The sequence below is a fragment of the Mycobacterium sp. 852013-51886_SCH5428379 genome (assembly GCF_001665575.1).
Lineage (GTDB): Bacteria > Actinomycetota > Actinomycetes > Mycobacteriales > Mycobacteriaceae > Mycobacterium.
In genome coordinates this window covers 199,643-225,956 of sequence record NZ_LZSU01000051.1, presented here as the reverse complement: position 1 = coordinate 225,956, position 26,314 = coordinate 199,643, and the positions used below count along the sequence as shown (strand labels likewise).

The window sequence follows — 26,314 nt, the reverse complement described above, 5'->3', positions numbered from 1 at the left end:
AAATGTCCGCTGCGCAAGGTGGTTTCGGCGCAGCGTCGGTCGGAGCGGCGCGGAAAAGTGCGGGTTGGGGGCTGTTTCAGTGGTCGCGCGAGAATGTCGTCAATTCGATCGAATTCGACGCCTGATTATCCGCAATTCGCCGCATCACGACCAATATCGCGACGGAAAACAATTTGCTGAGAACGTACCCGTGCGTCAGGTGAGATCGGCGAGAGTGTTGACGTTGGTGAGCGCACGCTGCGGCGGTAGCACGATCCTTTGGGTGTCGACGGTGTCGACGAGGGCACGCATACTGCGTTGGCCGGCCGCCACCAGAGCGGATACCCGCTCGGAAAGATCAGTGCGGTACACGCCCGCGAGGTAGTGGCTGCGGCCGTCCCACGGCAGCACGGCGTCGACGCCGAGGCGCTGGGCGGGGTTGGCCAGTTCGTCGATGAGGTCGGCCGTCAGATAGGGCATGTCGACCGCGCACACGAACGCCCACTCGTGGCCGGCCTCCGCGGCGGCACGCAGTCCACGTCCGGTGGCCAGCAGCGGTCCGACGCCCCGCACCTCGTCCCGCAGCACCTCGGCGGGAAGATCGGGCAGCGGTTGGCCGGGTGCGGCGATGACGAACACCGGCGAGCATCGGGAACCGACGGTGGCGACCGCCTGCTCGACGAGCGTGGAGCCGTTGACGACCAGAGTCGCTTTGTCGCGGCCCATCCGCCGCGACGCCCCGCCCGCCAGCACGACGGCGGCCAGCGGTACGGGGGACGTCACGGACGTGACGTTAGCGCACCTAGTCGACTGTCCAGGTGTCCTTGCCGCGAAGCAGGGACTGCAGGGCGGCCGTGTCGTGCGCCTTGGCCTCACGCGCCGACCGCACCTGGTCGCGGGCCAGGTCGTCGTAGGTGGGCCGGTTCACCTGCCGGAAGATGCCCATGACCATGTGGTCGAGGTTCTGCTCACTCAACCGCGACAGCGCGAAGGCGTAGGCCGGGTCGTCGATCCGGGCGTCGTGAACGATGATCTCGTCGGCCGAGACGTCGGCGGTTTTGGCGACCTCGAGGCCGTACCCGGACTTGACGACGCAGTACTCGCCGTCGGCGCCGAAGGTGATCGGCTCCCCGTGGGTGACGTTGATCAGGCGCTCTTCGGCGCCCTCCTTGCGCAGGGCGTCGAACGAGCCGTCGTTGAAGATCGGGCAGTCCTGCAGGATCTCGACCAGCGCGGCGCCGCGATGCTGGGCCGCGGCCCGCAGCACCTCGGACAGACCCTTACGGTCGGAGTCCAGCGCCCGGCCCACGAATGTGGCCTCCGAGCCCAGCGCGAGCGACACCGGATTGAACGGGTAGTCCAGCGAGCCCATCGGCGTCGACTTGGTGACCTTGCCGACCTCAGAGGTCGGCGAGTACTGCCCCTTGGTCAGGCCGTAGATCCGGTTGTTGAACAGAAGGATCGTGATGTTGACGTTGCGGCGCAGCGCGTGGATCAGGTGGTTGCCGCCGATCGACAGCGAGTCGCCGTCACCGGTGACCACCCAGACCGACAGATCGGGCCGGGCCAGCGCAAGACCGGTCGCGATGGTCGGCGCGCGGCCGTGGATCGAGTGGAAGCCGTAGGTCTCCAGGTAGTACGGGAACCGGCTGGAGCAGCCGATACCGCTGACGAACGCGATGTTCTCGCGGCGCAGACCGAGCTCCGGCAGGAAGTTGCGGATGGTGTTGAGGATGACGTAGTCACCGCACCCCGGGCACCAGCGGACCTCCTGGTCGCTGGTGAAGTCCTTGCCCTTCTGCGGCTGGTCGGTCGTGGGCACACCCGCCGTCTTCGACAGCGGCGTCAGACCCAGGTCGGTCCCGATCACGTCAGTCATGCGTCAACTCCCACCCCAGTCGACACGGTGGCCGCTGCCAACCGCGCGAACGTGGCCTTCTCGTTTTCCTTGTCTGCCAGTGTGCCGTCCAGCGCGGAGTCGATGATGCCCTCCACCTCGTCGGCCAGAAACGCCATGCCCTCGACCTTGGTCACCGACTGCACGTCCACCAGGAAACGCGCCCGCAGCAGCAGTGCCAGCTGGCCCATGTTCATCTCGGGGGCGACCACCTTCGGATACCGCGCGAGCACCTCACCGAGGTTCGCCGGGAAGGGGTTGAGGTGACGCAAATGCGCGTGGGCGACCTTGATGCCCTTGCGGCGGGCACGCCGGCACGCCTCGCCGATCGGACCGTACGAACTCCCCCAGCCGACGAACAGCAGTTCGGCCTCGCCGCTCGGGTCGTCGACCTCGAGGTCGGGCACGTCCACGCCGTCGACCTTGGCCTGGCGCAGCCGCACCATCAGGTCATGGTTCTTGGGCTCGTAGCTGATGTTGCCCGAACCGTTCGCCTTCTCCAGGCCACCGATGCGGTGTTCGAGTCCCGGGGTACCCGGCACGGCGAACTGCCGGGCCAGCGTCTCGGGATCGCGCGCGTACGGCGCGAAGTCCTCGCCAGGCTGGGTGAACGTGTGGTCGATGGCGGGGTAGCTCGCCACGTCCGGGATGCGCCAGGGCTCCGAGCCGTTGGCGATCGCGCCGTCGGACAGGATCATCACCGGGGTGCGGTAAGTCAGCGCGATGCGCGCCGCGTCGACCGCGATGTCGAAGCAGTCCGAGGGCGACCGCGGCGCGAGCACCACGACCGGTGACTCGCCGTTGCGGCCGAACAGCGCCTGCAGCAGGTCGGCCTGCTCGGTCTTGGTAGGCAGGCCCGTGGACGGACCGCCGCGCTGGACGTCGATGACGACGAGCGGCAGTTCGGTGATGACGGCCAGGCCGATGGCCTCGGACTTGAGCGCCACGCCGGGACCGGAGGTGCTGGTGACACCCAGCGCGCCGCCGTAGGAGGCGCCGATGGCCGCGCCGATGCCCGCGATCTCGTCCTCGGCCTGGAAGGTCAGCACGTTGAAGTTCTTGTGCTTGGACAGTTCGTGGAGGATGTCCGACGCGGGGGTGATCGGGTAGGTGCCCAGGACCAGCTGCGTATCGGCCAGCACGCCGGCCGCGACCAGACCGTAGGCCAGGGCGGTGTTCCCCGACACCTGCCGGTATTCACCACTCTTGAGCTTCGCCGGCGACACCTCGTAGGTGGTGGCGAACGCCTCGGTGGTCTCACCGAAGTTCCAGCCGGCCTTCAGCGCCAGCACGTTGGCCTCGGCGACATCGGGCTTGCGGCCGAACTTCTCGCGGATGAACGCCTCGCTCTGGTGCAGCTCGCGGCCGTACATCCACGACAGCAGCCCGAGGGCGAACATGTTCTTCGCGCGCTGGCCGTCCTTCTTGCTTGCGCCGATGGATTCGACGGCACCCAGCGTCAGCGTGGTCATCGGCACGGCCTGCACGACGTAGTCGGACAGCTCGTCGTTCTCCAGCGGGTTGGCCTCGTAGCCGACCTTGGCCAGGTTGCGCTTGGTGAACTCGTCGGAGTTGGCGATGACGAGGCCGCCACGCGGCAGGTCCTTCACGTTGGCCTTCAGCGCGGCGGGGTTCATCGCGACGAGCACGTCGGGGCGGTCACCGGCGGTGAGGATGTCGTAGTCGGCGATCTGGATCTGGAATGACGAGACCCCGGGCAGCGTGCCCTGAGGTGCCCGGATCTCGGCCGGGTAGTTCGGCTGGGTGGCCAGATCGTTGCCGAACAGGGCCGCCTCGGAGGTGAACCTGTCGCCGGTCAGCTGCATACCGTCGCCGGAGTCACCGGCGAAGCGGATGACGACCTTTTCGAGCTTCTGGCGTGGTGCGGCACCGTTGCCCTCGAGACCCATCCGCCTACCTTTCACGTCTGTCTGCGGGCCCACTGAGTCGCGGTCTGTGCGACGCGCCGTCGGGTGGGTTTCACCGCGCAGGTTCCCCGATGAAAATTGATGTCACTCTCAGTACCGATTATTGCACTTCTCTTAGGCGGACCCCTACCACACGTGTTCGGCCACCGCAGTCTGGGGTTCGGGATATGCGCTGCTCAGCGACGTGAAGACGAGGCATTTTGGGCGCGGATGTGGTCTTCGTCACCTTTAGAGAACGGCATTCTCCTAAGAGAATGGTTACCGGCCGGTAGCTAGCTGCTAGCACTCTCCGGTCGGGTCGACCGGCGGTCATGCCACCGGAAGCGCAGCATCAGGATCTGTCGATGCGCGCGCCAGCCCACGGACAGCGGGTCACGCCAGGCGGTGTGCCGCAGCGGTGTGTGCGCGTTCATCCCTCCATTGTGACGAGCTCCGGCCGCGGCGCACCCCGGCGCGCGCCGCGAATGGATGTCGATCCGGTGAACGGCGGGTCGCAGATCAGATCTTGAACCGTCCGGCGAACCCCCGCAGCGGAAGGTCCGCACTGGTCAACAGACCCGGCGGGGCCGCAACCACGGATTTGATCGCGTTGAGCGCGGGCAGTCCTGTGACGGTCATCCCGATCGAGGCGAACGACGCCGGATCCGACAGGTCGACGCCGGGCTTCGGGAAGATCATGTGCTTGTTGTAGATGTGCGGGTCGCCGGTGATCTGCGTGATGTAGCAGCCCTTGATGTCCCAGCTGGGATCGGTGTGCGGCGTCATCTGCCACTCCAGATGCGTCTCGATGCGGGGCACGCCGTCGACCATGCCCTGGTACTTCAGGTAGTTCCCGCCCAGCGAACCCTTGGGCAACCGGTACCAGCCGAGGTCGACGTCCTTGGTGCACGCGCCGAGTTCGTACGAGAAGGTGACCTCGTCGAGTTGCACGTCGAAGCAGTCGGCCATCATCAGCACGCTGTCGGCGAACACCCGCGTGTACTTCTCGAGCTTGCCCGGGATGGACGGGTCGTCGACCGGGAGGCCGTAACCGACCTCGATCCAGGTGTCGCGGCTGTGGTGGCACGACACGTCGACCGATTCGATGGTGGTGACGTTCTCGATCTCGGCGACGTCGGCCGAACACACCACACCCAGGATCTGGTTGACGCCCGGGTTCATCCCGGTCCCGTAGAACGTCGATCCACCCTTCTCACACGCCTCGGCCAGCAGTCGGCTCACCGGCTTTCCGGAGTGGTGCGGATGGTTGTGGTCGCGGTGCCAGCCGGTGATCCAGTCGGCGGTGGTGACGATGTCGATCCCGGCCTCGAGCACCTGCACGTAGAGGTCCTCGTCGGGGAAGACGCCGTGGAATGTCATCACGTCGGGGCGCGCGGCGATGATCTCGTCCACCGATCCGGTGGCCGTCACGCCGATCGGCGGCAGCCCGACGATCTCGCCGGCGTCGCGGCCCACCTTCTCCGGGGTGTAGCAGTGCAGACCGATCAGTTCGAGGTCGGGATGGGCGCTGATGCGCTTGATCATCTCGGTACCGACGTTTCCGGTCGCGACCTGGAATACGCGGATGGGAGCGGGCATGGTTCAGCCTTTCTGCAGGGCGGCGTAGACCTCGGCAGCGCTACCGCCGATTCCGTCCGGGTAGAACTGTCGGGCCCAGTTGCGGATCGCGGTGAAGCCCTCGAACTCGGTGCTGGACAGGGCGGGGGGATCCGAATAGCGCTGGTGACTCCAGATGTGGATGTCCTGGGTGAACTGTCGGATGACCTCCTGGCCGAACATCGCGGCCTTGTCGTGGGCGCGCTGGTCGTCGCGGCCGGGCGTGCGGCCGATGTAGACCATGAACCGCACGTCGGAGGTGGAGTCGTCGACCGGGGTGATCGCCGAGATCGTCCGGTTGTCGACCATGCCCCAGCTCTTGGTCACCGCGATGCCGAGCCCGCCGTTGATCGCCTCGACGCCGCTGCCGACGTCTTCGATCTTCTGTTGATCGTCTCCCTCGAAGGTGATGGTGAAGTCGACGTAGGACACGGGTGCGGCGAAGTCGTGGCGGGTGAACACCGGGACGATCGGGGTCTGGTGGACGAACTTGAAGTGGGCGAAGTCGACACCGTTTTCCAGCACGTACTGCGGGTGCAGTTCGAGGCCTTCGCGGAACAGCCGCTGCTGCGGGTAGTACTGCTCGGCGGTGGCCCCGCCCTCTCCGTCGTCGAACGAGGAAAAGACGTCGGGCGCCTCGAAGTAGGGCTCGCGGCCGTCGACGTCGTGCCAGATGTAGACCGACTCGTTGCGTTCGGTGACGGGATAGGTGCGCATCCGCCGGCCACGATTGGGCCTCGGCTCGTAGGGGATGCAGACGTTGCGGCCCTCGTGGTTCCACTGCCAGCCGTGGAACGGGCACTGGATGACCTCGCCCTCGACGTGACCGCCGTGACCGAGGTGCGCGCCGAGGTGCTCGCAGTAGGCGTCCATCACCGTCAGGCGGCCGGACTCGGCCCGCCACGCCACCATCTCCCGGCCGAAATACTTCATCCGGTGCACATCGCCCACGCCGATCTCGTCGGACCACGCGACCTGGAACCAGCCTGTCGGCTTCATCGATAGCGGCGGCTTCGCCATTGGACGAGAATCACAGAAGCCTCTACGATTCGTCAAGTGGCAGAAACGGCGAGGCGTACGAACCGCCGCGGACAGGCGACCCGCGACGGGATGCTGGACGCCGCGTTGCGCGCCTTGGCCACCGGGGACGTCGCCGCCGCGTCGGCCAACCGCATCGCCAAGGACGCCGGCGCCACCTGGGGTGCGGTGAAGTACCAGTTCGGCGACATCGACGGCCTCTGGGCCGCCGTGCTCGCCCGCACCGCCGAGCGCCGCGGCCAGCTGCCGTCCATGGCGACACCGGAAGCACCCCTGAGGGAACGTGTTTCGGCGATTATCGACCTGCTTTTCGACGGTCTCTCGGCGCCCGACTCGCGGGCCATCGAGACGCTGCGCGCCGCTCTCCCCCGCGACGGCGCCGAGTTGGAACGGCTGTATCCCCAGACCGCCGCGGAACTGCAGTCGTGGGGCCGCAACTGGATCGCCGACTGCCAGACGGCCTTCGCCGACGTAGACGTCGACCCGGAACGGGTGCGCGAGGTCGCCTCGTTCATCCCCGGCGCCATGCGCGGGCTGGTCTCCGAACGCCAACTCGGGTCGTACTACGACCTCGACCTCGCGCGGCGCGGCCTCACGAACGCGATCGTGACGTATCTGCAGCCGTCCGCTCCAAGAATGCGCCAACCATCCGTGGAGGGTGACGACTGAGTCTCATGGTCGAACCGCCACACCGGCGCCGACCAGGAGGACACCATGCGCAGACTCGTCAACATGGCCCGCGCGGCCGTCGTCGCCACCATGATCGGTGCGGCTGCCTTCGGAACGGCCGCCACCGCCGCGGCCAGCGAATCCGGCACTCTGTACGGCGATCCGGCCGGGGCTGCCCAGTACTGGGCGCAGCAGACCGAAGGCGACTGCGTGCTGATGGCCACCGCCGACGTGATCGGGCAGGTCACCGGTGACCTGCCCTCCGAGCAGGACATCATCGCCACCGCCTCCCGGACGCCCAGCGAGTCGCACCCGGGGCCCATCTACACCCCGGACGACCCATCCGACCCCGACGGCGGAGCCGGCACCAACGGCGCCGACGTGCCCGCGCTGCTGCGCGCCTACGGCATCGAATCGGACTACACCGATGCCGACCGGGGCGGCAGGGACGGCAACATCGACGCCGGGATCGACGCGCTCGAGCAGTACCTCGGCCAGGGCCGCAAGGTGATCGCGATCGTCGACGCCTGGAAGATCTGGAATCAGGAGGACGACTCCGACGGGTCAGCGCACGGTCTGGTCGTCACCGGCGTGGACACCGGTACGGGGATGGTCCACCTCAATGACAGCGGTGTCGAGAACGGCGCCGACGAACAGGTGTCCATCGACACGTTCGTTGCGGCGTGGCAAATCTATGACCAGACGATGATCGTCACCCGCACCTGACGCGGTGCCGGGCCACCTCGGCGCTGCGGGAGGATGCAGCCATGACTGACATGACGCGATACGGACCGTGGGCGATCATCGCGGGCGGATCGGAAGGGGTGGGCGCCGAGTTCGCGCGCCAACTGGCCGACGCCGGACTGAATCTGATGCTGGTGGCGCGCAAGCCCGGACCGCTGGATCAGACGGCTGCGGACTGCCGGGCGCGCGGCGTCGAGGTGCGCACCCTCGCGGTGGATCTCGTGGCCCCCGACGCTGTGCCGCGGGTGATCGACACCGTCGCCGACGTCGAGGTCGGGCTGCTGATCTACAACGCGGGCGCCAACACCTGCAGCGAGGACTTCCTCGACGGTGAGCTCGCCGAGTTCCAGCAGGTGCTCGACCTGAACATCACGACCATGCTGGCTTTGGTACAGCATTTCGGCAGGCCCATGCGCGAGCGCAGGCGCGGCGGAATTCTCATGGTCGGATCCATGGCCGGTTATCTCGGATCGGTCCGCCACACCGTCTACGGCGGGGTCAAGGCGTTCGGGCGCATCTTTGCCGAGAGCCTGTGGCTGGAACTGCGCGACCACGACGTCCACGTCTTGGAGTTGGTGCTCGGTGTCACGCGCACCCCCGCGATGGAGCGCGTAGGCCTCAACTTCGACCTGCCGGGCCTGCGGGTCGCCGAACCGGCCGACGTCGCGCGTGAGGGGCTGGCGCATCTGGCCGACGGACCGGTGTACGTGGCCGGCGGCAACGCCGACGACGTGGCCCGCCGCAACGACCCGGACCGGCGCAAGCTGGTGCTGGGCACCCACGAGTTCATGCAGCGGCTCATCGGCGCCGGCGACCCCGGGAAGGCGAACACATGAACGACGACGCGCTGGCACGGCTGGAACGCCGGGTCCAACGCATGGAGGACGAACGCGCCGTCGAGCGGCTGATCGCGTCGTACGGGCCCCTGGTGGACGCCGGGGAGTCCGACGCCGCGGCCGCACTGTGGGCCGCCGACGGCGTCTACGACGTCGAGGGGTGGCAGATGCGCAGCAGCGACGAGGTGGCGGCCATGGTGCGCTCCGACGGCCACCGGGGCCTGATCGCCCGTGGGTGCTGCCACTTCCTCGGGCCTGCCGTCGTGACGGTCGACGGCGACTCCGCGGTCGCGGTGTGCGAATCGATCGTGGTGACCCGGCGCGCGGAGGGTTTCGCGGTGTGGCGCGCCGCGGCGAACCACTTCCGGCTGCGCCGCATCGACGGGCGGTGGCGGATCGCGGTGCGCACCACCCGCGCGCTCGACGGTGGTCCCGAGGCGCCCGCGCTGCTCGCCGACGGCGTGGCCGGCCGCTGAGCGTGCGGGGCGCCGTCTGATCGGCCGCCTATAGGCTTGAGTCATGGGCCGGGTCACTGCGCGCAGGCGCGCGCATCACGTCACCGCGGTCGACAGCGTCGCGCGCCCGGAGACCCTGGTGGTCGAGGAACCCCTCGAGATTCGGCTCAGCGGTGAACCGTTGACGGTCACCATGCGCACACCGGGCGCGGATGTTGAACTCGCCCAAGGCTTCCTGCTCACCGAAGGGGTCATCGGCCACCGCGACGACGTGCTGACCGTGCGCTATTGCCGCGGCGCTGATTCGGACGGGGTCAACTCCTACAACGTCCTCGACGTCGCCCTCGCGCCGCACGTGCCGCCGCCGAGCACCGACATGCGCCGCAACTTCTACACCACCTCGTCCTGCGGAGTGTGCGGAAAGGCGTCCCTGGAGGCGGTGCGTCTGACCAGCAGGCACTGCCCCGGTGACGAGCCGTCGCGGGTGTCGGCCGCCGCGCTGTCGGCGATGCCGGGCCGGCTGCGCAAGTCGCAGAAGGTGTTCGCCAGCACGGGGGGACTTCATGCCGCCGCGCTGTTCACCACCGACGGGGAGATGCTGGTGGTGCGCGAGGACATCGGCAGGCACAACGCCGTCGACAAGGTGATCGGCTGGGCCCTCGAGGCCGGCCGAATCCCGCTGAACGGCACTGTGTTACTGGTCAGCGGCCGGGCATCCTTCGAGCTGACGCAAAAGGCGGTCATGGCGGGTATCCCGATCATGGCCGCGGTGTCCGCGCCGTCGTCACTGGCGGTCGATCTGGCCGCCCAGTCCGGGCTGACCCTGGTCGCGTTTCTGCGCGGCGAGTCGATGAACGTCTACACCCGTCCCGACCGGATCACCCGCTGACGTTCGCCTGATCTCCACCGGATCTCCACAAAACCTCCAAGCTCCACCTACACCGTCTGGCTGACCATCGAATTCCGATGAAACGTCCAGACGGGAGCAGTCCATGCCGCAGATCCTGATCACCTCGATGTCGCCGATCGGCCACATCGGACCCCTGCTCAACCTCGCCCGCGGACTGGTCGACCGCGGTGACCACGTCACCGTGCTGACCGCCGCCGCGCACGCAGCGAAAGTCAGCGCCGCCGGCGCCCGGCACCGGGCTCTGCCACCGCAGACCGACCTCGACGAGGCCCGACTCGACGAGCAGTTCCCCGGCCGCTCCTCGACGACCGGTATCCACCGGGTGGATTTCGACATCACCAACATCTTTGTCAAGCCGATGCCCCATCAGAGCGCTGCGCTCGCAGACCTGTTCTCCCACAACCGATTCGACGCGGTCATCTCCGACGCAATGTTCTTCGGCATCCTGCCGTTCCTGCTCGGTGACCCAGCCGCGCGCCCACCGATCCTGACCTACTCCACCACTCCGCTGTTCATCAGCAGCCGTGACACCGGACCGACTGGCCTCGGGCTGCACCCGTCGTCGTCCCCGTTCGGTCGCCTCCGCAACCGGGCGCTGACGGCACTGACCCAGCGGGTGCTGCTGCGCGGATCGCACGCCGCGGCCAACCACCTGCTCGACCGCCTGAATGCACCCCGCCTGCCGGTGTTCGTCACCGATTCCGGACTGCTCGCAGACCGCTGTATCGCCCCGACCGTCCCAGAATTCGACTATCCACGTTCCGATCTGCCGTCCAACGTGCGCTACGTCGGCGCAGTCCACCCCGCGCCGACGATCGGCTTCCGGCCGCCCTCGTGGTGGCACGTCCTCGACGGCGACAGGCCGGTAGTCCACGTCACCCAGGGCACGATCGACAACGCCGACCTCACCCGCCTGCTGGCCCCGACCATCGAGGCGCTCGCCGACACGGAGGTGACGGTCGTGGCCACCACCGGCGGCAGGCCGGTGTCCGCGCTCGGCGACCGGTTACCTGCCAATGCCTATGTCTCCGAATACCTTCCGCACGACGTACTGCTACCCAAGGTGGACGTCATGGTCACCAACGGCGGCTACGGCGCCGTGCAGCGCGCGCTGGCGGCCGGTGTCCCGATGGTCGTAGCGGGCGACACCGAGGACAAACCCGAGGTCGCCGCCCGCGTCGCCTGGAGCGGTGCGGGGGTGAACCTGAAGACGGGGACGCCGTCGCCGCATGCCGTGCGCGCCGCGGTGCGCACCGTCCTGGATCGCCGGAGCTACCGGGACAACGCGTGCCGCCTGCAGGCGGCGCTGGCCCGCCGGGACGGGGTGGCGGAGATCGCCGCTCTCATCGACGAGGTGATCGCCGAGCGCGGCGCGCGGGTGCGCTGATGTCCCACCGCTCGTGCGCCGACCCGTTCTGCCTACCCCCGATCACAGACCACCGACCGATGAGGAATGACGTCCATGACGCACCGCAGCCCGCTCATCACGCTGGGCGCCGTCGCCGCCGCCGGAGCGGCGGTCTGGCTCGCCAATGGCTCGCACGAGTCCGCACCCGTGCAATCCCCCGCCCTGGCCCCGGTCACCGCAACGGTCCCGGCACCGCCGGTGACACCGCGGCAGGCCCGCTACCGGGCGGAGATCCGCACCGCCGAATCGCCCCTGGTCGTCGACGTCGACATCGACGGTGACCGCGCCCGCGCATACGCCTGCGACAACCGGGGTATCGCAAAATGGTTGCAGGGCCGCACCTCCGCGGCCTCCCTCGACCTCACCGACCCGGGAGGCAGCGGTCGCCTCATCGGCCGGATCACGCCGGCCGGCATCACCGGCACCCTCACCGTCGAGGGCGACAGCTGGAGCTTCTACGCCCGCCCGGTGAGGCCCACCGATGACTGAGGCGACCCAGCCGATCTCGACGACGCACAGAGGCTGGCCGGCGGCTGCCGCCGTCGCCGCCGGGGCGCTGACCGCCGTCGCCCTGGGTGCATTCGCAGTGACGCACGAACCCCGGTTCTTCTCGGTCAACCTGGCCGGCTTCTCGAGCGGCACGGCGGTCAAGTCATGGCTCGCCACTCTCGCCGTCGTTCTCGCCCTGTTTCAGCTGCTGTCGGCGTTCGCGATGTACCGGCTGCTGCCGCGTGCAGGCACCCCGCGCTGGATCGGGCGTGCGCATGTGTGGTCGGGGCGGCTGGCCGTTCTCGCCACCGCTCCGGTTGCCGTGCACTGCCTGTATGCGCTCGGGTTCTCCTCCGCCGACAACCGGGTGCTGTTTCACTCGCTGTTCGGGTGCTTCTTCTACGGGGCGTTCGTGTCGAAAATGCTGTTGTTGACCCATCGCCGGCTGACGCCGTGGATCATCCCTGTCATCGGCGGCCTCGTGTTCTTCAGCCTGGTCTACGTGTGGCTGACCTCGGCCCTGTGGTTCTTCCGCACCAGCGGACTCACGTTCTAGAGAGAGGAGCACTACATGCGGATCCATTCCGTCGGTGCACCCCGCCGCCACGTCGTGCTCGGCGCCGGACTGGGATTGGTCACCGCGGTCCTGGCCGCCTGCACGGCCTACGGCAGGAAGCCGGACGAATCGTCCACTGGAGACGGCGACGCCCCTGCCCCGAACCGGCCACTCACCGCGACCGCAGACGTGCCGGTCGGCTCAGGGGTGATCGTCGACGACATCGTGGTGACCCAACCGACGCCGGGCACCTTCACTGGTCTGTCGTCGACGTGTCCGCTCGCCGGGTGCAAGGTCGCCGCGGTGGAAGAGGCCGAGATCGTGTGCCGCTGTCACGGCAGCCGCTTCCGCTTGGACGGTTCGGTGATACAGGGTCCGGCGGTCCAGCCGCTCGCGTCGCGTCCGGTGACCGTCAGAGACGGTGAGATCTTCGCGGGCTGAGGGTGCGGCGGTCACCGCGTAAGGTGGGCACAGGAGCCGGTCCAGCCTGGATGGTCTTCAGCGTGCGGTGACGTTCGCAACCATCCCACCCGACCCGAGGACCCACTGTGGCAATCAGGCAGGTCGCTGCTTTCGCGCACCTCAGCGAAACCGATCTCGAGGCGCTGACCGTCGAATTGGACGCGATCCGCGCCGACGTCGAGAGCTCGCTCGGCGCGCGCGACACCGCCTACATCCGGCGGACCATCCGTGTCCAACGTCTGCTCGATCTGGCGGCCCGCGTCGTCATCCACCGCAGCCGGTCCCGGCGCGGCTGGTTGCTCGGCACGGTCGCCCTGGCGGCCGCAAAGAGCATCGAGAACATGGAGATCGGCCACAACGTCGGCCACGGTCAATGGGACTGGATGAACGATCCGGAGATTCACTCCAACACCTGGGAGTGGGATATGGCCGGTCTCTCGTCGCAGTGGCGGTACTCCCACAACTACACCCACCACGTCTACAACAACGTCATCGGCGTCGACGACGACCTGGGTTTCGGCGTGCTGCGGGTCTCCCCCGATCAGGAGTGGAAACCGGACTATCTGGCGGCGCCGATACGAAACGTGCTGCTGGCCGCCATCTTCGAGTGGGGTATCGCGCTACACGGCCTGCACGCTGCCCGTGACCGGGCGCTGGAGATCGGCGGATCCAAGGGCGGCCACGAACTGGCGGCCAAAGCCGGGCGCCAGATCGCCAAGGACTACATCGCCATCCCGGCGCTCAGCGGTCGTCGCTGGCGGCGCACACTGGCGGCCAACGCCGCGGCCAATGTGCTGCGGAATCTGTGGGCGTACATGGTGATCTTCTGCGGGCACTTCCCCGACGGCGCCGAGAAATTCGATCCCGAGGTACTCGAGAACGAGACGCGGGGCGAGTGGTATCTGCGGCAGATGCTCGGCAGCGCCAACTTCAACGCCGGGCCCGCGCTGGCGTTCATGAGCGGCAACCTCTGCTACCAGATCGAGCACCACCTGTTTCCGGACCTGCCGAGCAACCGGCTGGCTCAGATCGCGCGACGCGTGCGGGCACTGTGCGAGAAGTACGACCTGCCGTACACCACCGGCCCGCTGCCGCGGCAGTACTGGCAGACGTTCCGCACCATCCACCGGTACGCACTGCCCGACCGCTTTATCCGCTGAGCTCGGCACACCTCCGCCGAGAATGACGTCAGGGCTGTGAATCGCGCGGATTCACAGCCCTGACTGCAGTCTCGACGAGCTACGCGGTCTTTTCGCGGCGCTCGTTGCGCGGCGGCTTACGCGGCACGATCGTCGGAAGGACGTTGTCCTGCACGGTCTCCCGGGTCACGACCACCTTCGCGACGTCGTCGCGGCTGGGGATGTCGTACATCACCGGCAGCAGGACCTCTTCCATGATGGCGCGCAGGCCGCGGGCGCCGGTGCCGCGATGGATGGCCTGGTCGGCGATGGCATCGAGTGCGTCCTCGTTGAACTCCAGCTCGACGCCGTCCATCTCGAACAGCCGGGTGTACTGCTTGACCAGCGCGTTCTTCGGCTCGGACAGGATCTTCACCAACGATTCCTTGTCCAGGTTGGTCACCGACGCGACGACCGGCAACCGGCCGATGAACTCGGGGATCAAACCGAACTTGATCAGGTCCTCGGGCATGACCTCGGCGAAGTGGTCCTGGGTGTCGATCTCGGCCTTGGATCGAACCTCGGCACCGAAGCCCAGACCGCGCTTGCCGACCCGGTCGGAGACGATCCGCTCCAGCCCGGCGAAGGCGCCGGCGACGATGAACAGCACGTTGGTGGTGTCGATCTGGATGAATTCCTGGTGCGGGTGCTTGCGTCCGCCCTGCGGGGGCACCGAGGCCTGCGTGCCCTCGAGGATCTTCAGCAGCGCCTGCTGCACACCCTCGCCGGACACGTCACGGGTGATCGACGGGTTCTCGCTCTTGCGGGCGATCTTGTCGACCTCGTCGATGTAGATGATGCCGGTCTCGGCGCGCTTGACGTCGTAGTCGGCGGCTTGGATGAGCTTGAGCAGGATGTTCTCGACGTCCTCGCCGACGTAGCCGGCTTCGGTCAGCGCGGTGGCGTCCGCGATGGCGAACGGGACGTTGAGCATCTTGGCCAGGGTCTGCGCCAGGTAGGTCTTACCGCAGCCGGTGGGGCCGAGCATCAGGATGTTCGACTTGGTCAGCTCGACCGGCTCGTTGCGCGAATCGCGACTCTTCTCGCCGGCCTGGATGCGCTTGTAGTGGTTGTAGACCGCGACGGCCAGCGTGCGCTTGGCGGTGTCCTGGCCGATGACGTAGCTCTCGAGGAACTCGCGGATCTCGGCGGGCTTGGGCAGCTCGTCGAGTTTGACGTCGTCGGCGTCGGCCAGCTCCTCTTCGATGATCTCGTTGCAGAGGTCGATGCACTCGTCGCAGATGTACACGCCGGGGCCGGCGATGAGCTTCTTCACCTGCTTCTGGCTCTTGCCACAGAACGAGCACTTCAGCAGGTCACCGCCGTCTCCGATACGCGCCATGGTGGTGGGGTCCTACTTCCTGTTCGACGTCCGACTGTCGGATGCGGTGGGTCCCATCGCAGATCCGAGGAATGCCTTGGCTCTCGACGCTACCCGTTATCTCCGGTGCGGTGCGACCGATGATCGAATCGCCCCGGTGGTTTTCAGCTGTTGTCGCGCCAACATAACGCCTGCAAACGCTGCGGCCCCTCCGAACGCGCCGCCGTGTCTCTGGCGTGTCGCAGGCGTTACCCGACCGAGAGTACCCACGCCCGCGCAGAACCTCAGCCGGGCGGCGTCACACCGGCCCGGCTGAGGTCGTGATGCGGTATCGGAGGCTTTCAGTGAGGTCCGTATCCGATCGGTCCCGGCCCCGCAGGGCCCGGTCCGACGGGTCCCGGACCGGCCGGCCCGACGACGCCCCCGACGCCCGCCGGTCCCACCGGACCGATGACCGGATTGGGCGGGTTGACGACCACGGTGACCGGCTCGCACTGCGCCATGGCGGCGTCCCAGTACGTCCCTGCCGGACACGTTTGCGCCGACGCCACCAGAGGCGCCAGCGCCTGCGACAACACTCCGGCGGCCACCGCCGCCGCCGCGATTCCCGCGCCGCCCCGTATGCCCACCGTCGTCACCTCTCGTGCGCCGCCTGACCAGCCATTCCGCTAATTGTCAGAATGGCACGCGGCTCCGAGCTCCGGGCCCGGTTCGGCGGAAGTTCGGGACCCGATCAAGACTTCTGTGCGGAGAGCTTCCGGTATTCGAGGACGGTGTCGACGATGCCGTACTCCTTGGCCTCGGCCGCCGTGAGGATCTTGTCGCGGTCGGTGTCCTTGCGGATGACGCTCGGATCCTTGCCGGTGTGCCGCGCGAGGGTCTCCTCCATCAGCGTGCGCATCCGCTCGATCTCCTTGGCCTGGATCTCGAGGTCGGAGAACTGGCCCTGGATCACACCGGCCAGCGCGGGCTGGTGGATGAGGATGCGCGCGTTGGGCAGCGCGAGGCGCTTACCCGGCGTCCCTGCGGCCAGCAGCACCGCTGCTGCCGACGCGGCCTGACCGAGGCACACGGTCTGGATGTCGGCCCGCACGTACTGCATCGTGTCGTAGATCGCCATCAGCGAGGTGAAGGAGCCACCGGGCGAGTTGATGTACATCGTGATATCGCGATCGGGATCGAGCGACTCGAGGACCAGCAGCTGGGCCATCACGTCGTTGGCGGAGGTGTCGTCGACCTGCACGCCGAGGAAGATGATGCGCTCCTCGAACAGCTTGGCGTAGGGGTTCGATTCCTTGACGCCGAAGCTCGAGTGCTCGATGAACGACGGCAGGATGTAGCGGGCCTGGGGCTGCAGCCGGGGGTCCGCCGCGGAGTTCACGTAGTCGCTCATTTGTCTAGTCCTGCTCCTGGTCCTTCGCCGTTGACGCTGGCGCTGGTGATGATGTGGTCGACGAACCCGTATTCGAGGGCCTCCTGAGCGGTGAACCAGCGGTCCCGGTCGGAATCGGCCTCGATGCGCTCGAGGGTCTGTCCGGTGAACTCGGCGTTCAGCCGGAACATCTCCTTCTTGATGACCGCGAACTGCTCGGCCTGAATCGCGATGTCGGCCGCGCCGCCGGTGATGCCGCCGAGCGGCTGGTGCATCAGGATCCGGGCGTGGGGCAGCGCGTACCGCTTGCCCTTGGTGCCCGCGGCGAGCAGGAACTCACCCATCGAGGCGGCCATCCCCATCGCGTAGGTGGCGACGTCGCACGGCGCGAGCACCATGGTGTCGTAGATCGCCATGCCGGCGCTGATCGAGCCGCCGGGCGAGTTGATGTAGAGGTGGATGTCCTTGGTGGGATCCTCCGCACTCAGCAGCAGGATCTGCGCGCACAGCCGGTTGGCGATGTCGTCGTCCACCTGCGAACCCAGGAAGATGATGCGTTCTGCGAGCAACCGCTCGTAGACCGAGTCCTGGAGCGTGAAACCGCTCGCCCCGCCACGCATGTCCGTCACGACTGAGTACCTGCTTTCTTTACGTCTTGGTCGCCAGTGCGTCGTCGCTGCCGGGGCGGCTCGTCGCCGAGGTCGCCGCCGGCGCGGCTTCGCGATGTCGCTGTCTTGCGTCGGTCTGTCACCGACACTAACCAACCTCGGGCGGCGTGCACTCCCTGACAGCCGCGAGTTCGCTCAGAGCGTGGCCCCGCGTCGCTGCGCTCCTGCCCGCCGGATGCGTCACTAGGACTGTGCGCTCTCCTCCGCGGCATCCTCGTCGGCCGCATCCTCGTCGGCTGCGCCGGCTTCTGCCGCAGCGCCACCGGAGGGGCCGAAGAACTCCGCGGTGTCGATCTCGGTGCCGTCGGTGTCCTTGACGGTGGCTCCGTGCACGACGGCCGCGATGGTCAGCCCGCGACGCACGTCGGCAAAGATCGAGGGCAGCTGGTTGTTCTGCTGGAGCACCTGCAGCAGCTGCTGGGGCTCGATGCCGTACTGGCGCGACATCAGCACCAGCCGCTCGGTGATGTCGTTCTGACCGACCTGGATCTCGAGCTTGTCGGCGACGGCATCCATCAGCAGCTGGGTCTTGACGGCCTTCTCGGCGTTGCTGCGGTTCTCGGCGTCGAACTCCTCGCGGCTGCTGCCCTGCTCGGCGAGCTGCTCGGCGAACTTGTCCTCGTCGTGGTCGAGGGCGTGGATCGCGTTGTGCAGGGTGTCGTCGACCTGGGACTGCACGACCTTCTCGGGCAGGTCGACCTGGGTCTCCTCGAGCAGGAGTTCGAGGGCCTTGTCACGGATCTGCTCGGCCTGCTGCACCCGCTTGGCGCGGCGCACCTGCTCGACGAGGCTCTCGCGCAGCTCGTCCATGGTGTCGAACTCACTGGCCAGCTGGGCGAACTCGTCGTCCGCCTCGGGCAGCTCGCGCTCCTTGATGGACTGGACGGTGACGGTGACCTCGGCCTCCTGGCCGGCGTACTCGCCGGCGACCAGGGTGGTGGTGAACGTCGCGGTCTCGCCTTCGGACAGTCCGATGATCGCGGCGTCGAGGCCGTCGATCAGCTGGCCGGAGCCGATCTCGTGGGACAGCCCCTCGGTCTTGGCCTCCGGGACGTCCTTGCCGTCGACGGTGGCCGACAGGTCGATGGAGACGAAGTCGCCGTCCTGCGCGGGACGCTCGACGCCGGTGAGGGTGCCGAAGCGGGCCCGCAGCGTCTGCAGCTCCGCGTCGACGTCCTCGTCCTCGACGACGATCGGGTCGACGACGATCTCCAGGTCACCCAGGTCGGGCAGGTCGATCTCGGGACGCACGTCGACCTCGGCGGTGAACACGAGGTCCGCGCCGTACTCCTTCTGGGTGATCTCGATCTGCGGCTGACCGATCGGCTGGACGTCCTGCGACGTGATGGCCTCGGTATAGCGGATCGGCACGGCCTCGCCGACGACCTGATCGAGCATGGCCTCACGGCCGACGCGGGCCTCCAGCAGCTTGCGCGGCGCCTTGCCCGGCCGGAAGCCGGGGAGGCGGACCTGCTGGGCCAGCTGCTTGAACGCGCGGTCGAACTCGGGCTCGAGTTCCGTGAAGGGCACCTCCACGTTGATGCGAACCCGGGTCGGGCCCAACTTCTCGACGGTGCTCTTCACGGTGGTTACTCCTCGATCTCGGACTCTGCTGGTCGTTCGGGTGGTGGGCGCGAGTCGGGGTGACAGGATTTGAACCTGCGGCCTTCCGCTCCCAAAGCGGATGCGCTACCAAGCTGCGCTACACCCCGATGTCGTCTCGGTCCGCGGCATGTCACCAGTCGATGCGCTGACCACGCGAGATACTACGGGGTGTCGACGCGAGACCTTCAATTGGATTTGATCCGGTCCGCGCCGGTACAGTCTTCTCTCGCACGCTGCGGGCGTAGCTCAATGGTAGAGCCCTAGTCTTCCAAACTAGCTACGCGGGTTCGATTCCCGTCGCCCGCTCCACAGGAACCGCCTCGGTGGGGGCGGTTTCGGTCGGTCGTGGGGCTATCGGACCGTCCGGTCCGGTACTCCCGCCTCCCGGTCCCCGCCGGTGCGTAGCCAGACCACGGCGAAGAACACCACCGTCAGCGCCAGCGGGGTGAGCCCGATGAGCCAGCTCAGCGCCAGCGGGGGTCCTGGCTGTTCGAGCACCTCGACAGCCAGGTCGCCGGTACCTTCGCCCTGCGGACCGTCGATCGTGAACCGCAGCGTCCACGTCCCCGAGGAGTCGAGCGACTCGACGTCGAGGCCCCACACAGCGCGGTTACGCGGATGGCGGGACAGCCGATCCGCTTCCTCCCGGCCATCGGGGGCGATCGTCGCGATGATGCCGGATTTGTCTGCGATTCCGCCGTCCGGTTGGAACGTGAAATCCAACGATTGCATGGCGCGCAGCGGCCACACGGTGAACCCGACGGTCACCGGGTACGGACCCACCTGGACGTGCTCGGTGTGCACGACATAGTCCAGCGGATCGGCGGCAGCGGCCGGTGCCGCGCCGATCGACAGCGCGGCGACGGCGCACAGCATCGCGACGGTTGCCCGCACCCTCTCGTAGATGGTCATGCTGATGCACCGACCGCAGGTGTCGCGTTCGTTGCGCGCAACGCCCGGCCGAGTCGCCATGTCGCGCCGCCGAGCACTCCCGCGAGCAGCCCCCCGGCGAGGCACGTCAGCAGGACGCTGCCGGCATGTCCGCCGCCGTCCTCGCCACCCAGGTCGACACCCCCGGATCCCATCGAGCTGAGCAGCCAGGCGATCGCAATCAACCCTGCTGCGCCCGAACCCCCCAGCAGCCAGGCGCTCGAACCCCTCCATCGCAGCAGGAGCTCGACGACGACGCCGAACACACAGACGATTGCGGGTATCAGCACCATGTCGATGGGAAAGCCCGACTCGACGAAGTCACGAAGCTCCAAGTGCTGCAGGTCGGCGTACCACCCGACCGCCCAGCCGGCGAACGACCAGGTCGCCAGGTTCAGCACCAGCGTGAGAAGCCCGGTGCCGAGGGCTCCGCCGCGCGGCACGACCTGCGATCCGAGCAGCACGCAGACCAGCGGAATCGCCAGCCAGGTCAGGGTGGCCCAGTCGATCGTCGCACTCAGGTTGATGTCGGCCAGTGCACCACTCTGGATCGAGGCATATTGCCCGAAGGCCGCGAGCGCGACCATGAATCCCCAACGGCCCCAGCGATGTTCGCGGGCCGCGGCAAAGACGATCGCGGTGCCGATCATGGTGACGCAGATCGACGTCAGCCAACCCTGGTGTGGCGGTGACGCGACGGTCACGTCGAATCCGTACAAGCCGTGCCACCACTCGTCCCACAGCCCGTACAGCAGGAACGCGGCAGCCGCGAGGCCCGCGACCAGATAGCCGATCGGCGCGGCGAATACGCCGAGCACCTTGAACGCGCGGCCGCCCACGGTCGGATCGAGATCCCGGCCGCTGCGCTGTGCGGCGGTGGCCCGCAACACCATGACGAGACTGGTCACTCCGGCGATCGCGCCGCCGGAGTAGATCAAGAGGTGCGGCAGCGTGAAGAAGCTGTCCGGCCCGACGTCGAGGTGCCAGTCGATGTCCCAGGTCAATCCCGACAACGAGATCAGGGTGCCTGCGAGCATGACAAGCGCCGGTAGCTTGCCGCGCGATTCCACACTCGTCATGGCGGTGGCCTCTCTACCCGTTGGTGGTGGCGCTCAGAACTGCTTCGTGCACGTGGCCGCCTGCGGCGATGCGGACCGTGATCTCCCATGGCCCGGCCATGGAGAAGTCCACGTCGGCGCGGTACCGGCCGCCGCCCTGGGCTGCAGCGGCCACAGGTGTTGCGGCATGGCCCATTTGGGGCATCGCGGCCTCGAAAGTGACCGAGTCCGGTGTAAGGTCCCCGTTGCCGGTTATCTCGACGGTGACCGGAGTGCGTCCGACCTTCGGCGATTCACCGATCAGCTGCACCAGGTACGGCCCCGCCGTCGCGGCAGCCGAGCCCTCATCCCTCGACTTCGGCCACAACGCCCAGGTTCCGGCGCCGACGATGACGGTGGCGAGCACGGCGACGGCAACGAGGCGCCCGCGGCTCACGGTTGGACCTCGACTTCGGTTGGCGCGGTCAGAATGGCGTAGTCACGTTCGGTCTGCACCCACACCTTGTATCGGCCGGGCAACGCGAACGAATAGGTGAAATCGATCTCGGGTCCGTACCGGGCAACCGACTCGTCGGGCTGCCCGCCCACGGCACCGGGCGCGGGCGGCGCCATGGCATGCGCATGCGACCAGACCGGTGCTGTCAGTGCGTGTTTGCCGACATCAGGGCCGTCGGGTAGTGGTCCGACGACCATCATGTGTCCGACCATCCCGAGCCACGGCTGCAGATCGGGGGTGTCGCCGAACCTGGCCCGGATCGTGCTCGGGCTGCCCGCCGGCGCGACCGTCGCGGTGATTTCGCCATCCGAGGGCGGCGCCACGGTCGGCAGTGCAGCAGGGGATTGCCCGTCGACCGAGCCACGCAGCAGTTGCACCCCGCCACCGCGCCGGGCGAGTTCGGCAGTCATCGCGTAGATACCGCGTTCGGGGGTGTCGAACTTCGCCTCGTAACGTCCCGGTGCGACACGCACGGGATGCACGTGGAACATGGCGCCCGTCGGTGAGACGACGATGAGATGGATCAGCGCGCCGTGGTGGATCAACAGGTCGTCGGCGGGTCGCCCGGTCGAGGAGTCGGTGAGGTTCAAACGCAGCGTGGATTCAGCGGCGGACACCGCCATGGTGATCGGCGGCCGCGAATAGTCCACCGGATTGCGCGAATTGGCCGCAACGCGCGCGTAGGGATCACGAATGTTCTCGAGGGTGGGGTCGAGATCCTGGCCGGGCTGCGGGGGTGGCGGGGAGTACGCCGACAACGTCGCGCCGGTGACTGCCACCGTCAGCGCGATGAGCATGCCGGCAGCCGGGACCAGCGCGATCCAACTGCGGCGCGCGCGCAACGTCGCCCCCAGCGAGATGATCAGCAGCGCGCCCGCGGCGAAGAAGCCGTAGTCACTCGCCTTCTTCCACGGCGGAATCACCTGCGCCGGAACGATGAACGGGATACGTGCCGCGGTGTGGCCGTCGTCGACGATCAGTTCCCACGGTCCGGCCCTGTCGACGTTGAGCGTCGTCGAATAGATGCCGGGCGCGCCGAGCGTCACCTGCCCGCTGCTCGGAGTGGCTCCCGGTGCCGACGCGGTGAGTTGCAATGCGCCTGGAGCGTCGCCGCGATGTGTGGCGACGTCGACGTGCAGAGGCCCGAGGACCGGGCCGACCCGCCGGATCGTGACGGTCAGTTCGCGACCGCCGAGCGACTGGGCGACGTGCACGTCCGCGCCCGCTCCGATGCTGTCAGCGTGCGCCGCGGGCACGCCGGCCAGGGTCATGACCACCAGCGTGCCGCCCAAAAAGGCCAGTAGTACGGGAGATAACGCCCCACGGTGGCGCGCAGTGGTTGTGCAGCTCAACCCGCCAAGCGACGTCATGAAGACCAGCATGGCGCTCGGGGACGCTGTAGTCGCCAAGGTTATCCCCCACGTTGACAGGGGGATAACCTCGCTCAGCCCCCCGCATCAAGACCACGTCAAGATTCCGGCAAGCGTCCGACCAGATTCTCTCCTCACGCCACTCCGGCGACTGAGAGGGAAGACCATGACCAACGCCTTCATCCGCAGTGTGGCCGCCACCATCCTGGTCGCCGCGGCGTCGCTGGGGCTGTCCGGCCTCGCGCACGCCGAGATGTACGGGAATCCGGACGGGATGGCGGGCTGGACAGTGACGCAGAGCTACAACAATTGCGCCATCATGGCCGCTGCCGACGTCATCGGCCAGATGACCGGAACCGAGCCGTCCGAGGACGAGATCGACGAGTTCGCCAAACACACCCCGAGCGTCTCCGAGCCCGGCAACATGATCTACCGCCAAGGCGACCCGGACACCGACCCCGACGTCGGCACGGCCTTCGCCGACCTACCGATCGTGCTGGCCCACTACGGGGTCGACGCCAAGTACGTCGACGGCGCGAGCCTCCATGCCGTCGAAGAGGCGCTCGGCGACGGCAAAGCCGTCATCGTGACCGTCAACAGCGAGATGATCTGGGACGCCGACGGCGACCGCACCTCCAGCGATCACGCCGTGGTGGTCACCGGAGTCGACACCGACGCCGGCATCGTCCACCTCAACGACAGCGGACCCGACGACGGCGCCGACGAACAGGTCAGCCTCGACCTGTTCACCGCCGCCTGGCAGACCGGCGGTAACGAGATGGTGGTGACGACCTGACACCGGGCACTCGAATTCGCCGTCCGACCCGGCCTTCGACGCGTAGTCTCCCGTGCGTTCAGTGCTATTGACGTAGACGAAGGAACACGATGAGCGCAGCACGGTATGTCGGACGGGTCGGCGGTCTGGCGGCCGCGCTGGGCGTCGGCGTGGTCATCTTCCTCGCGTCGGGTGAGGCGTCGGCGGAGACGGCCGACAGCGGCGTCGCGCGCTCGGCGTCCACCTCCGACACCGGGTCTGCATCCGCGTCTACCTCCGCCTCCACCCCGGCCTCCAGCGCCGCTTCACGTACTGGTGTCGTCCGCAGTAACAGCGTCGCCGTCAGCGAAACTGACAGCGCTACAACAACTCCGATCTCGTCACGGGTTTCTGCGCGTGTCTCCGAACGGTCCACGTCAACCACAGACTCCGGCACCGAACGCGGCAGCGACGCACCGACGTCGCGGCGGTCCACCTCGCGCATCGCCGCCGCCACCGCCACCGCCGAAGAATCGGCCACCCCACCGGCCGAGCAATCCCCGAGTTTCACGTCGCCACAGGCGAACACGATCAGCGGCCCGACGCCGTACAAGCCGGTCATCAGCGTCTTCCAGGGCGTCATCACCGGCGACAATGTCGCACCCACCGGCTCCGGCCGGCTGAGCTACACCGTCGTCGGCGGTCCCGTGGGCAACGGCAAGGTCACCCTCGACGCGACCACCGGCGATTTCACGTTCCTGCCGTACTTCGCGGGCATGAGCTCCGCCGGGCCGGACCGGTTCGAGGTCCTGGTCGCCGAGCAGTCACTGCTCGACGCGGTGCTCGACAGTTCGTCGATCGTCAAGCTGATCGCCACTCCGCTCATCCGCGAGCTGCACCAGATCCCGATCGTGAGCGATCTGCTCGCCCCCGTCATCGGACGGTCCCGGGTCTACGAGGTGGAGATCCCGGTCAACGAGTTCACCACCGGCGATCCGATCGCGTTCACCACCACCATCCACTCCTTCGACGGCACGCCGATCAGTACCAACTACTTCCCCGCCCTCGGCTTGCGGACAGGCGAGTCGGCGCCGACGATCCTCAACGGCCCCAGCCTCGGTGCCGCCGGCTACACCGATCCCACCCAGCTGACCACGGTGTCGGGACTGGTGCCCGGACTCGCGCTGCTGCGCCCCGCCGGCTACAACGTCATCACCTGGGATCCGCGCGGCGAAGCTGCGTCCGGCGGACTGCTGCACCTGGATTCCGAGGATTTCGAGGCCCGCGACGTGTCGGCCATCATCGACTGGATGTCGATGCTGTCGAGCACGAAGATGGGACCCGGCCCCAACGGCCTGGATCCCCTCATCGGCATGGTCGGCGGCTCCTACGGCGGCGGGATCCAGCTGACATCGGCGGGCATAGATCAGCGCATCGACGCGATCGCGCCGGGCATCGCCTGGAATTCGCTGACCACCTCGCTGTACCCCAACAGCACGTTCAAGACCTCCTGGGCGACGCTGCTGCTCCTCGACCTGGTGGTCAACGGCGCCCGGCTGGACCCACAGATCTACATCGGGATCCTGACCGGCGTGCTGTTCGGCACGCTCGGCAACGGTCAGGAACAGTTCCTCGCCGAGAACGCGCCCGCCACCGTCGTCCGCAACATCACCGCACCGACGCTCTTCCTGCAGGGCACCGTCGACGACCTGTTCACCCTGCAGCAGGCGATGGACAACGCGATGGCGCTGCGCCCCGAGGTGCCCAGCAAGATGATCTGGTACTGCGGCGGCCACGGGGTGTGCCTCGACCCGGTGAACACCTTCCAGCAGACGAACTTCCTGGTGTCCCAACAGCTGGAGTGGATGGACACCTACGTCAAGAACAAGGGCGTCACCCTGCCGGAGTTCCCCGGCCCGAAGTTCACCTGGGTCGATCAGCTGGGCGACTGGTACACCTCGGATTCGATCCCGTTCGGCTCGGAGGAGCGCACCATCGAGGTGTCCGGCAACGGCGGCCTGCTGCCGGTCATCCCGCTCTTCGGCTCGGGCCCACAGTCCCTGGTTCCGTTCCCGGTCTCGCTGGGGCTGGCGGCGCCCGCCGGCCAGGGGCTCAACATCAAGGTGCCGTCGCAGCCGACGACCACCCACCTGCTGGGCGCACCGCAACTCACGTTCACCTACTCCGGATACGGCAGCGCCCGATCGGTGTTCGCTCAGCTGGTCGACGACCAGACCGGCCGGGTCCTCGGCAATCTCGTCTCCCCCATCCCGGTGGTGCTCGACGGCCGCGAGCACACGGTGTCGGTGCCGATGGAGAACATCGCCTACACGATGACGCCCGGTTCGACGCTCACCCTGCAGATCGTCGGCTCCTCCACGGTCTACGAGACCTTCGTGGGCTTCGGCGGGCTCAACATCAGAGACGTCGGTCTCACGCTGCGCGCCGCCGACCCGGGCACCATCACCCCGCTGGACATCACCACGGCGACCCAGCGCACCAACGCCGGCATCGCGACCCCCACCCCGCCGTCGCCGTTCGGACTGCCCCGCTGAGCCGTTCGCGCACCGCGAAACCCTGCCGTCCGTCGGTAGG

At 67.8% G+C, this 26,314-nt stretch carries 26 protein-coding genes and 2 tRNA genes; 13 read left to right on the top strand and 15 right to left on the bottom strand.

What is annotated here, in order from left to right:
• Positions 1 to 195: 195 nt before the first annotated feature.
• The 5 genes from mobA to A5757_RS21200 all read right to left on the bottom strand — a co-directional run bounded on the left by mobA (position 196) and on the right by A5757_RS21200 (position 6,420).
• The gene (gene mobA / locus A5757_RS21220; protein ID WP_082929613.1) at positions 196 to 762 is read right to left on the bottom strand and encodes a molybdenum cofactor guanylyltransferase; all 567 of its coding nucleotides are present in this window, start codon (positions 760 to 762) and stop codon (positions 196 to 198) included.
• A 19-nt stretch (positions 763 to 781) separates the two neighbouring features.
• The gene (locus A5757_RS21215) at positions 782 to 1,858 is read right to left on the bottom strand and encodes a 2-oxoacid:ferredoxin oxidoreductase subunit beta (protein ID WP_066838314.1); all 1,077 of its coding nucleotides are present in this window, start codon (positions 1,856 to 1,858) and stop codon (positions 782 to 784) included.
• The gene (locus A5757_RS21210; RefSeq protein ID WP_066838306.1) at positions 1,855 to 3,786 is read right to left on the bottom strand and encodes a 2-oxoacid:acceptor oxidoreductase subunit alpha; all 1,932 of its coding nucleotides are present in this window, start codon (positions 3,784 to 3,786) and stop codon (positions 1,855 to 1,857) included. Before A5757_RS21210 ends, A5757_RS21215 begins: the two co-directional genes overlap by 4 nt.
• Positions 3,787 to 4,302: 516 nt before the next feature.
• Complete coding sequence (locus tag A5757_RS21205; RefSeq protein WP_066838303.1) at positions 4,303 to 5,382, bottom strand: dihydrodipicolinate reductase; 1,080 nt, start codon at positions 5,380 to 5,382, stop codon at positions 4,303 to 4,305.
• Between the two features lie 3 nt (positions 5,383 to 5,385).
• Complete coding sequence (locus tag A5757_RS21200) at positions 5,386 to 6,420, bottom strand: Rieske 2Fe-2S domain-containing protein (protein ID WP_066838300.1); 1,035 nt, start codon at positions 6,418 to 6,420, stop codon at positions 5,386 to 5,388.
• A gap of 90 nt (positions 6,421 to 6,510) precedes the next feature.
• Here A5757_RS21200 and A5757_RS21195 point away from each other — a divergent pair, with 90 nt between their 5' ends.
• From A5757_RS21195 to A5757_RS21150, 10 genes are all read left to right on the top strand, one after another.
• On the top strand, positions 6,511 to 7,107 hold the full coding sequence (locus A5757_RS21195; RefSeq protein WP_066838297.1) for a TetR/AcrR family transcriptional regulator: 597 nt from the start codon (positions 6,511 to 6,513) through the stop codon (positions 7,105 to 7,107).
• A 45-nt stretch (positions 7,108 to 7,152) separates the two neighbouring features.
• A complete protein-coding gene (locus A5757_RS21190; RefSeq protein ID WP_066838295.1) occupies positions 7,153 to 7,833 on the top strand; it encodes a hypothetical protein in 681 nt (226 codons plus the stop codon).
• A 41-nt stretch (positions 7,834 to 7,874) separates the two neighbouring features.
• Positions 7,875 to 8,687 carry an SDR family oxidoreductase gene (locus tag A5757_RS21185; RefSeq protein WP_066838293.1) on the top strand — a complete coding sequence of 271 codons (813 nt, stop codon included), beginning with the start codon at positions 7,875 to 7,877 and terminating at the stop codon, positions 8,685 to 8,687.
• Positions 8,684 to 9,163: a nuclear transport factor 2 family protein gene (locus A5757_RS21180; protein ID WP_066838291.1), complete on the top strand. Its 480-nt coding sequence runs from the start codon at positions 8,684 to 8,686 to the stop codon at positions 9,161 to 9,163. Before A5757_RS21185 ends, A5757_RS21180 begins: the two co-directional genes overlap by 4 nt.
• A 43-nt stretch (positions 9,164 to 9,206) precedes the next feature.
• A complete protein-coding gene (gene fdhD / locus A5757_RS21175; protein ID WP_066838288.1) occupies positions 9,207 to 10,031 on the top strand; it encodes a formate dehydrogenase accessory sulfurtransferase FdhD in 825 nt (274 codons plus the stop codon).
• 103 nt (positions 10,032 to 10,134) lie between these two features.
• The gene (locus tag A5757_RS21170; RefSeq protein WP_066838286.1) at positions 10,135 to 11,439 is read left to right on the top strand and encodes a glycosyltransferase; all 1,305 of its coding nucleotides are present in this window, start codon (positions 10,135 to 10,137) and stop codon (positions 11,437 to 11,439) included.
• Positions 11,440 to 11,514: 75 nt separating this feature from the next.
• Positions 11,515 to 11,949: a hypothetical protein gene (locus A5757_RS21165; RefSeq protein ID WP_066838284.1), complete on the top strand. Its 435-nt coding sequence runs from the start codon at positions 11,515 to 11,517 to the stop codon at positions 11,947 to 11,949.
• Positions 11,942 to 12,505: a DUF6529 family protein gene (locus tag A5757_RS21160; RefSeq protein ID WP_156618609.1), complete on the top strand. Its 564-nt coding sequence runs from the start codon at positions 11,942 to 11,944 to the stop codon at positions 12,503 to 12,505. Before A5757_RS21165 ends, A5757_RS21160 begins: the two co-directional genes overlap by 8 nt.
• Before the next feature lie 15 nt (positions 12,506 to 12,520).
• Positions 12,521 to 12,946 (top strand): Rieske (2Fe-2S) protein, encoded by a 426-nt coding sequence (locus A5757_RS21155; protein ID WP_197497406.1) that lies wholly within the window; start codon positions 12,521 to 12,523, stop codon positions 12,944 to 12,946.
• A gap of 107 nt (positions 12,947 to 13,053) precedes the next feature.
• Positions 13,054 to 14,127, top strand: coding sequence for a fatty acid desaturase (locus A5757_RS21150; protein WP_066838281.1), 1,074 nt, complete (start codon positions 13,054 to 13,056; stop codon positions 14,125 to 14,127).
• 79 nt (positions 14,128 to 14,206) lie between these two features.
• Here the strand turns inward: A5757_RS21150 and clpX are convergent, their stop codons facing one another.
• From clpX to A5757_RS21120, 6 genes are all read right to left on the bottom strand, one after another.
• Positions 14,207 to 15,487: an ATP-dependent Clp protease ATP-binding subunit ClpX gene (gene clpX, locus A5757_RS21145; RefSeq protein ID WP_066838279.1), complete on the bottom strand. Its 1,281-nt coding sequence runs from the start codon at positions 15,485 to 15,487 to the stop codon at positions 14,207 to 14,209.
• Positions 15,488 to 15,807: 320 nt separating this feature from the next.
• Entirely contained in the window at positions 15,808 to 16,095 is a 288-nt protein-coding gene (locus A5757_RS23340) for a hypothetical protein (protein ID WP_156618606.1), read from the bottom strand.
• 104 nt (positions 16,096 to 16,199) lie between these two features.
• A complete protein-coding gene (locus tag A5757_RS21135; RefSeq protein WP_066838274.1) occupies positions 16,200 to 16,859 on the bottom strand; it encodes an ATP-dependent Clp protease proteolytic subunit in 660 nt (219 codons plus the stop codon).
• Positions 16,856 to 17,458: an ATP-dependent Clp protease proteolytic subunit gene (locus tag A5757_RS21130; RefSeq protein WP_066838755.1), complete on the bottom strand. Its 603-nt coding sequence runs from the start codon at positions 17,456 to 17,458 to the stop codon at positions 16,856 to 16,858. The genes A5757_RS21135 and A5757_RS21130 overlap by 4 nt, the downstream gene beginning before the upstream one ends.
• A gap of 231 nt (positions 17,459 to 17,689) precedes the next feature.
• Positions 17,690 to 19,090 (bottom strand): trigger factor, encoded by a 1,401-nt coding sequence (gene tig / locus A5757_RS21125; RefSeq protein ID WP_066838272.1) that lies wholly within the window; start codon positions 19,088 to 19,090, stop codon positions 17,690 to 17,692.
• 54 nt (positions 19,091 to 19,144) lie between these two features.
• Positions 19,145 to 19,218 (bottom strand) — tRNA-Pro (locus A5757_RS21120).
• A gap of 128 nt (positions 19,219 to 19,346) precedes the next feature.
• On the opposite strand from A5757_RS21120, the gene A5757_RS21115 reads away from it, so the two are divergent.
• Positions 19,347 to 19,420: transfer RNA gene (locus A5757_RS21115), tRNA-Gly, on the top strand.
• A 42-nt stretch (positions 19,421 to 19,462) separates the two neighbouring features.
• On the opposite strand, the gene A5757_RS21110 is transcribed toward A5757_RS21115, so the two are convergent.
• The 4 genes from A5757_RS21110 to A5757_RS21095 are packed head-to-tail and all read right to left on the bottom strand — an operon-like array spanning position 19,463 to position 22,866.
• Complete coding sequence (locus tag A5757_RS21110; protein ID WP_156618604.1) at positions 19,463 to 20,023, bottom strand: hypothetical protein; 561 nt, start codon at positions 20,021 to 20,023, stop codon at positions 19,463 to 19,465.
• Complete coding sequence (locus A5757_RS21105) at positions 20,020 to 21,078, bottom strand: hypothetical protein (RefSeq protein ID WP_231984072.1); 1,059 nt, start codon at positions 21,076 to 21,078, stop codon at positions 20,020 to 20,022. The genes A5757_RS21110 and A5757_RS21105 overlap by 4 nt, the downstream gene beginning before the upstream one ends.
• Positions 21,079 to 21,133: 55 nt before the next feature.
• Entirely contained in the window at positions 21,134 to 21,535 is a 402-nt protein-coding gene (locus A5757_RS21100; protein WP_066838266.1) for a FixH family protein, read from the bottom strand.
• Complete coding sequence (locus A5757_RS21095) at positions 21,532 to 22,866, bottom strand: hypothetical protein (protein WP_066838749.1); 1,335 nt, start codon at positions 22,864 to 22,866, stop codon at positions 21,532 to 21,534. Before A5757_RS21095 ends, A5757_RS21100 begins: the two co-directional genes overlap by 4 nt.
• 265 nt (positions 22,867 to 23,131) lie before the next feature.
• Here A5757_RS21095 and A5757_RS21090 point away from each other — a divergent pair, with 265 nt between their 5' ends.
• Together A5757_RS21090 and A5757_RS21085 are read left to right on the top strand one after the other, a co-directional pair.
• Complete coding sequence (locus tag A5757_RS21090; RefSeq protein ID WP_066838263.1) at positions 23,132 to 23,761, top strand: C39 family peptidase; 630 nt, start codon at positions 23,132 to 23,134, stop codon at positions 23,759 to 23,761.
• Between the two features lie 89 nt (positions 23,762 to 23,850).
• Positions 23,851 to 26,274, top strand: coding sequence for a CocE/NonD family hydrolase (locus tag A5757_RS21085; protein ID WP_066838260.1), 2,424 nt, complete (start codon positions 23,851 to 23,853; stop codon positions 26,272 to 26,274).
• Positions 26,275 to 26,314 lie beyond the last annotated feature (40 nt).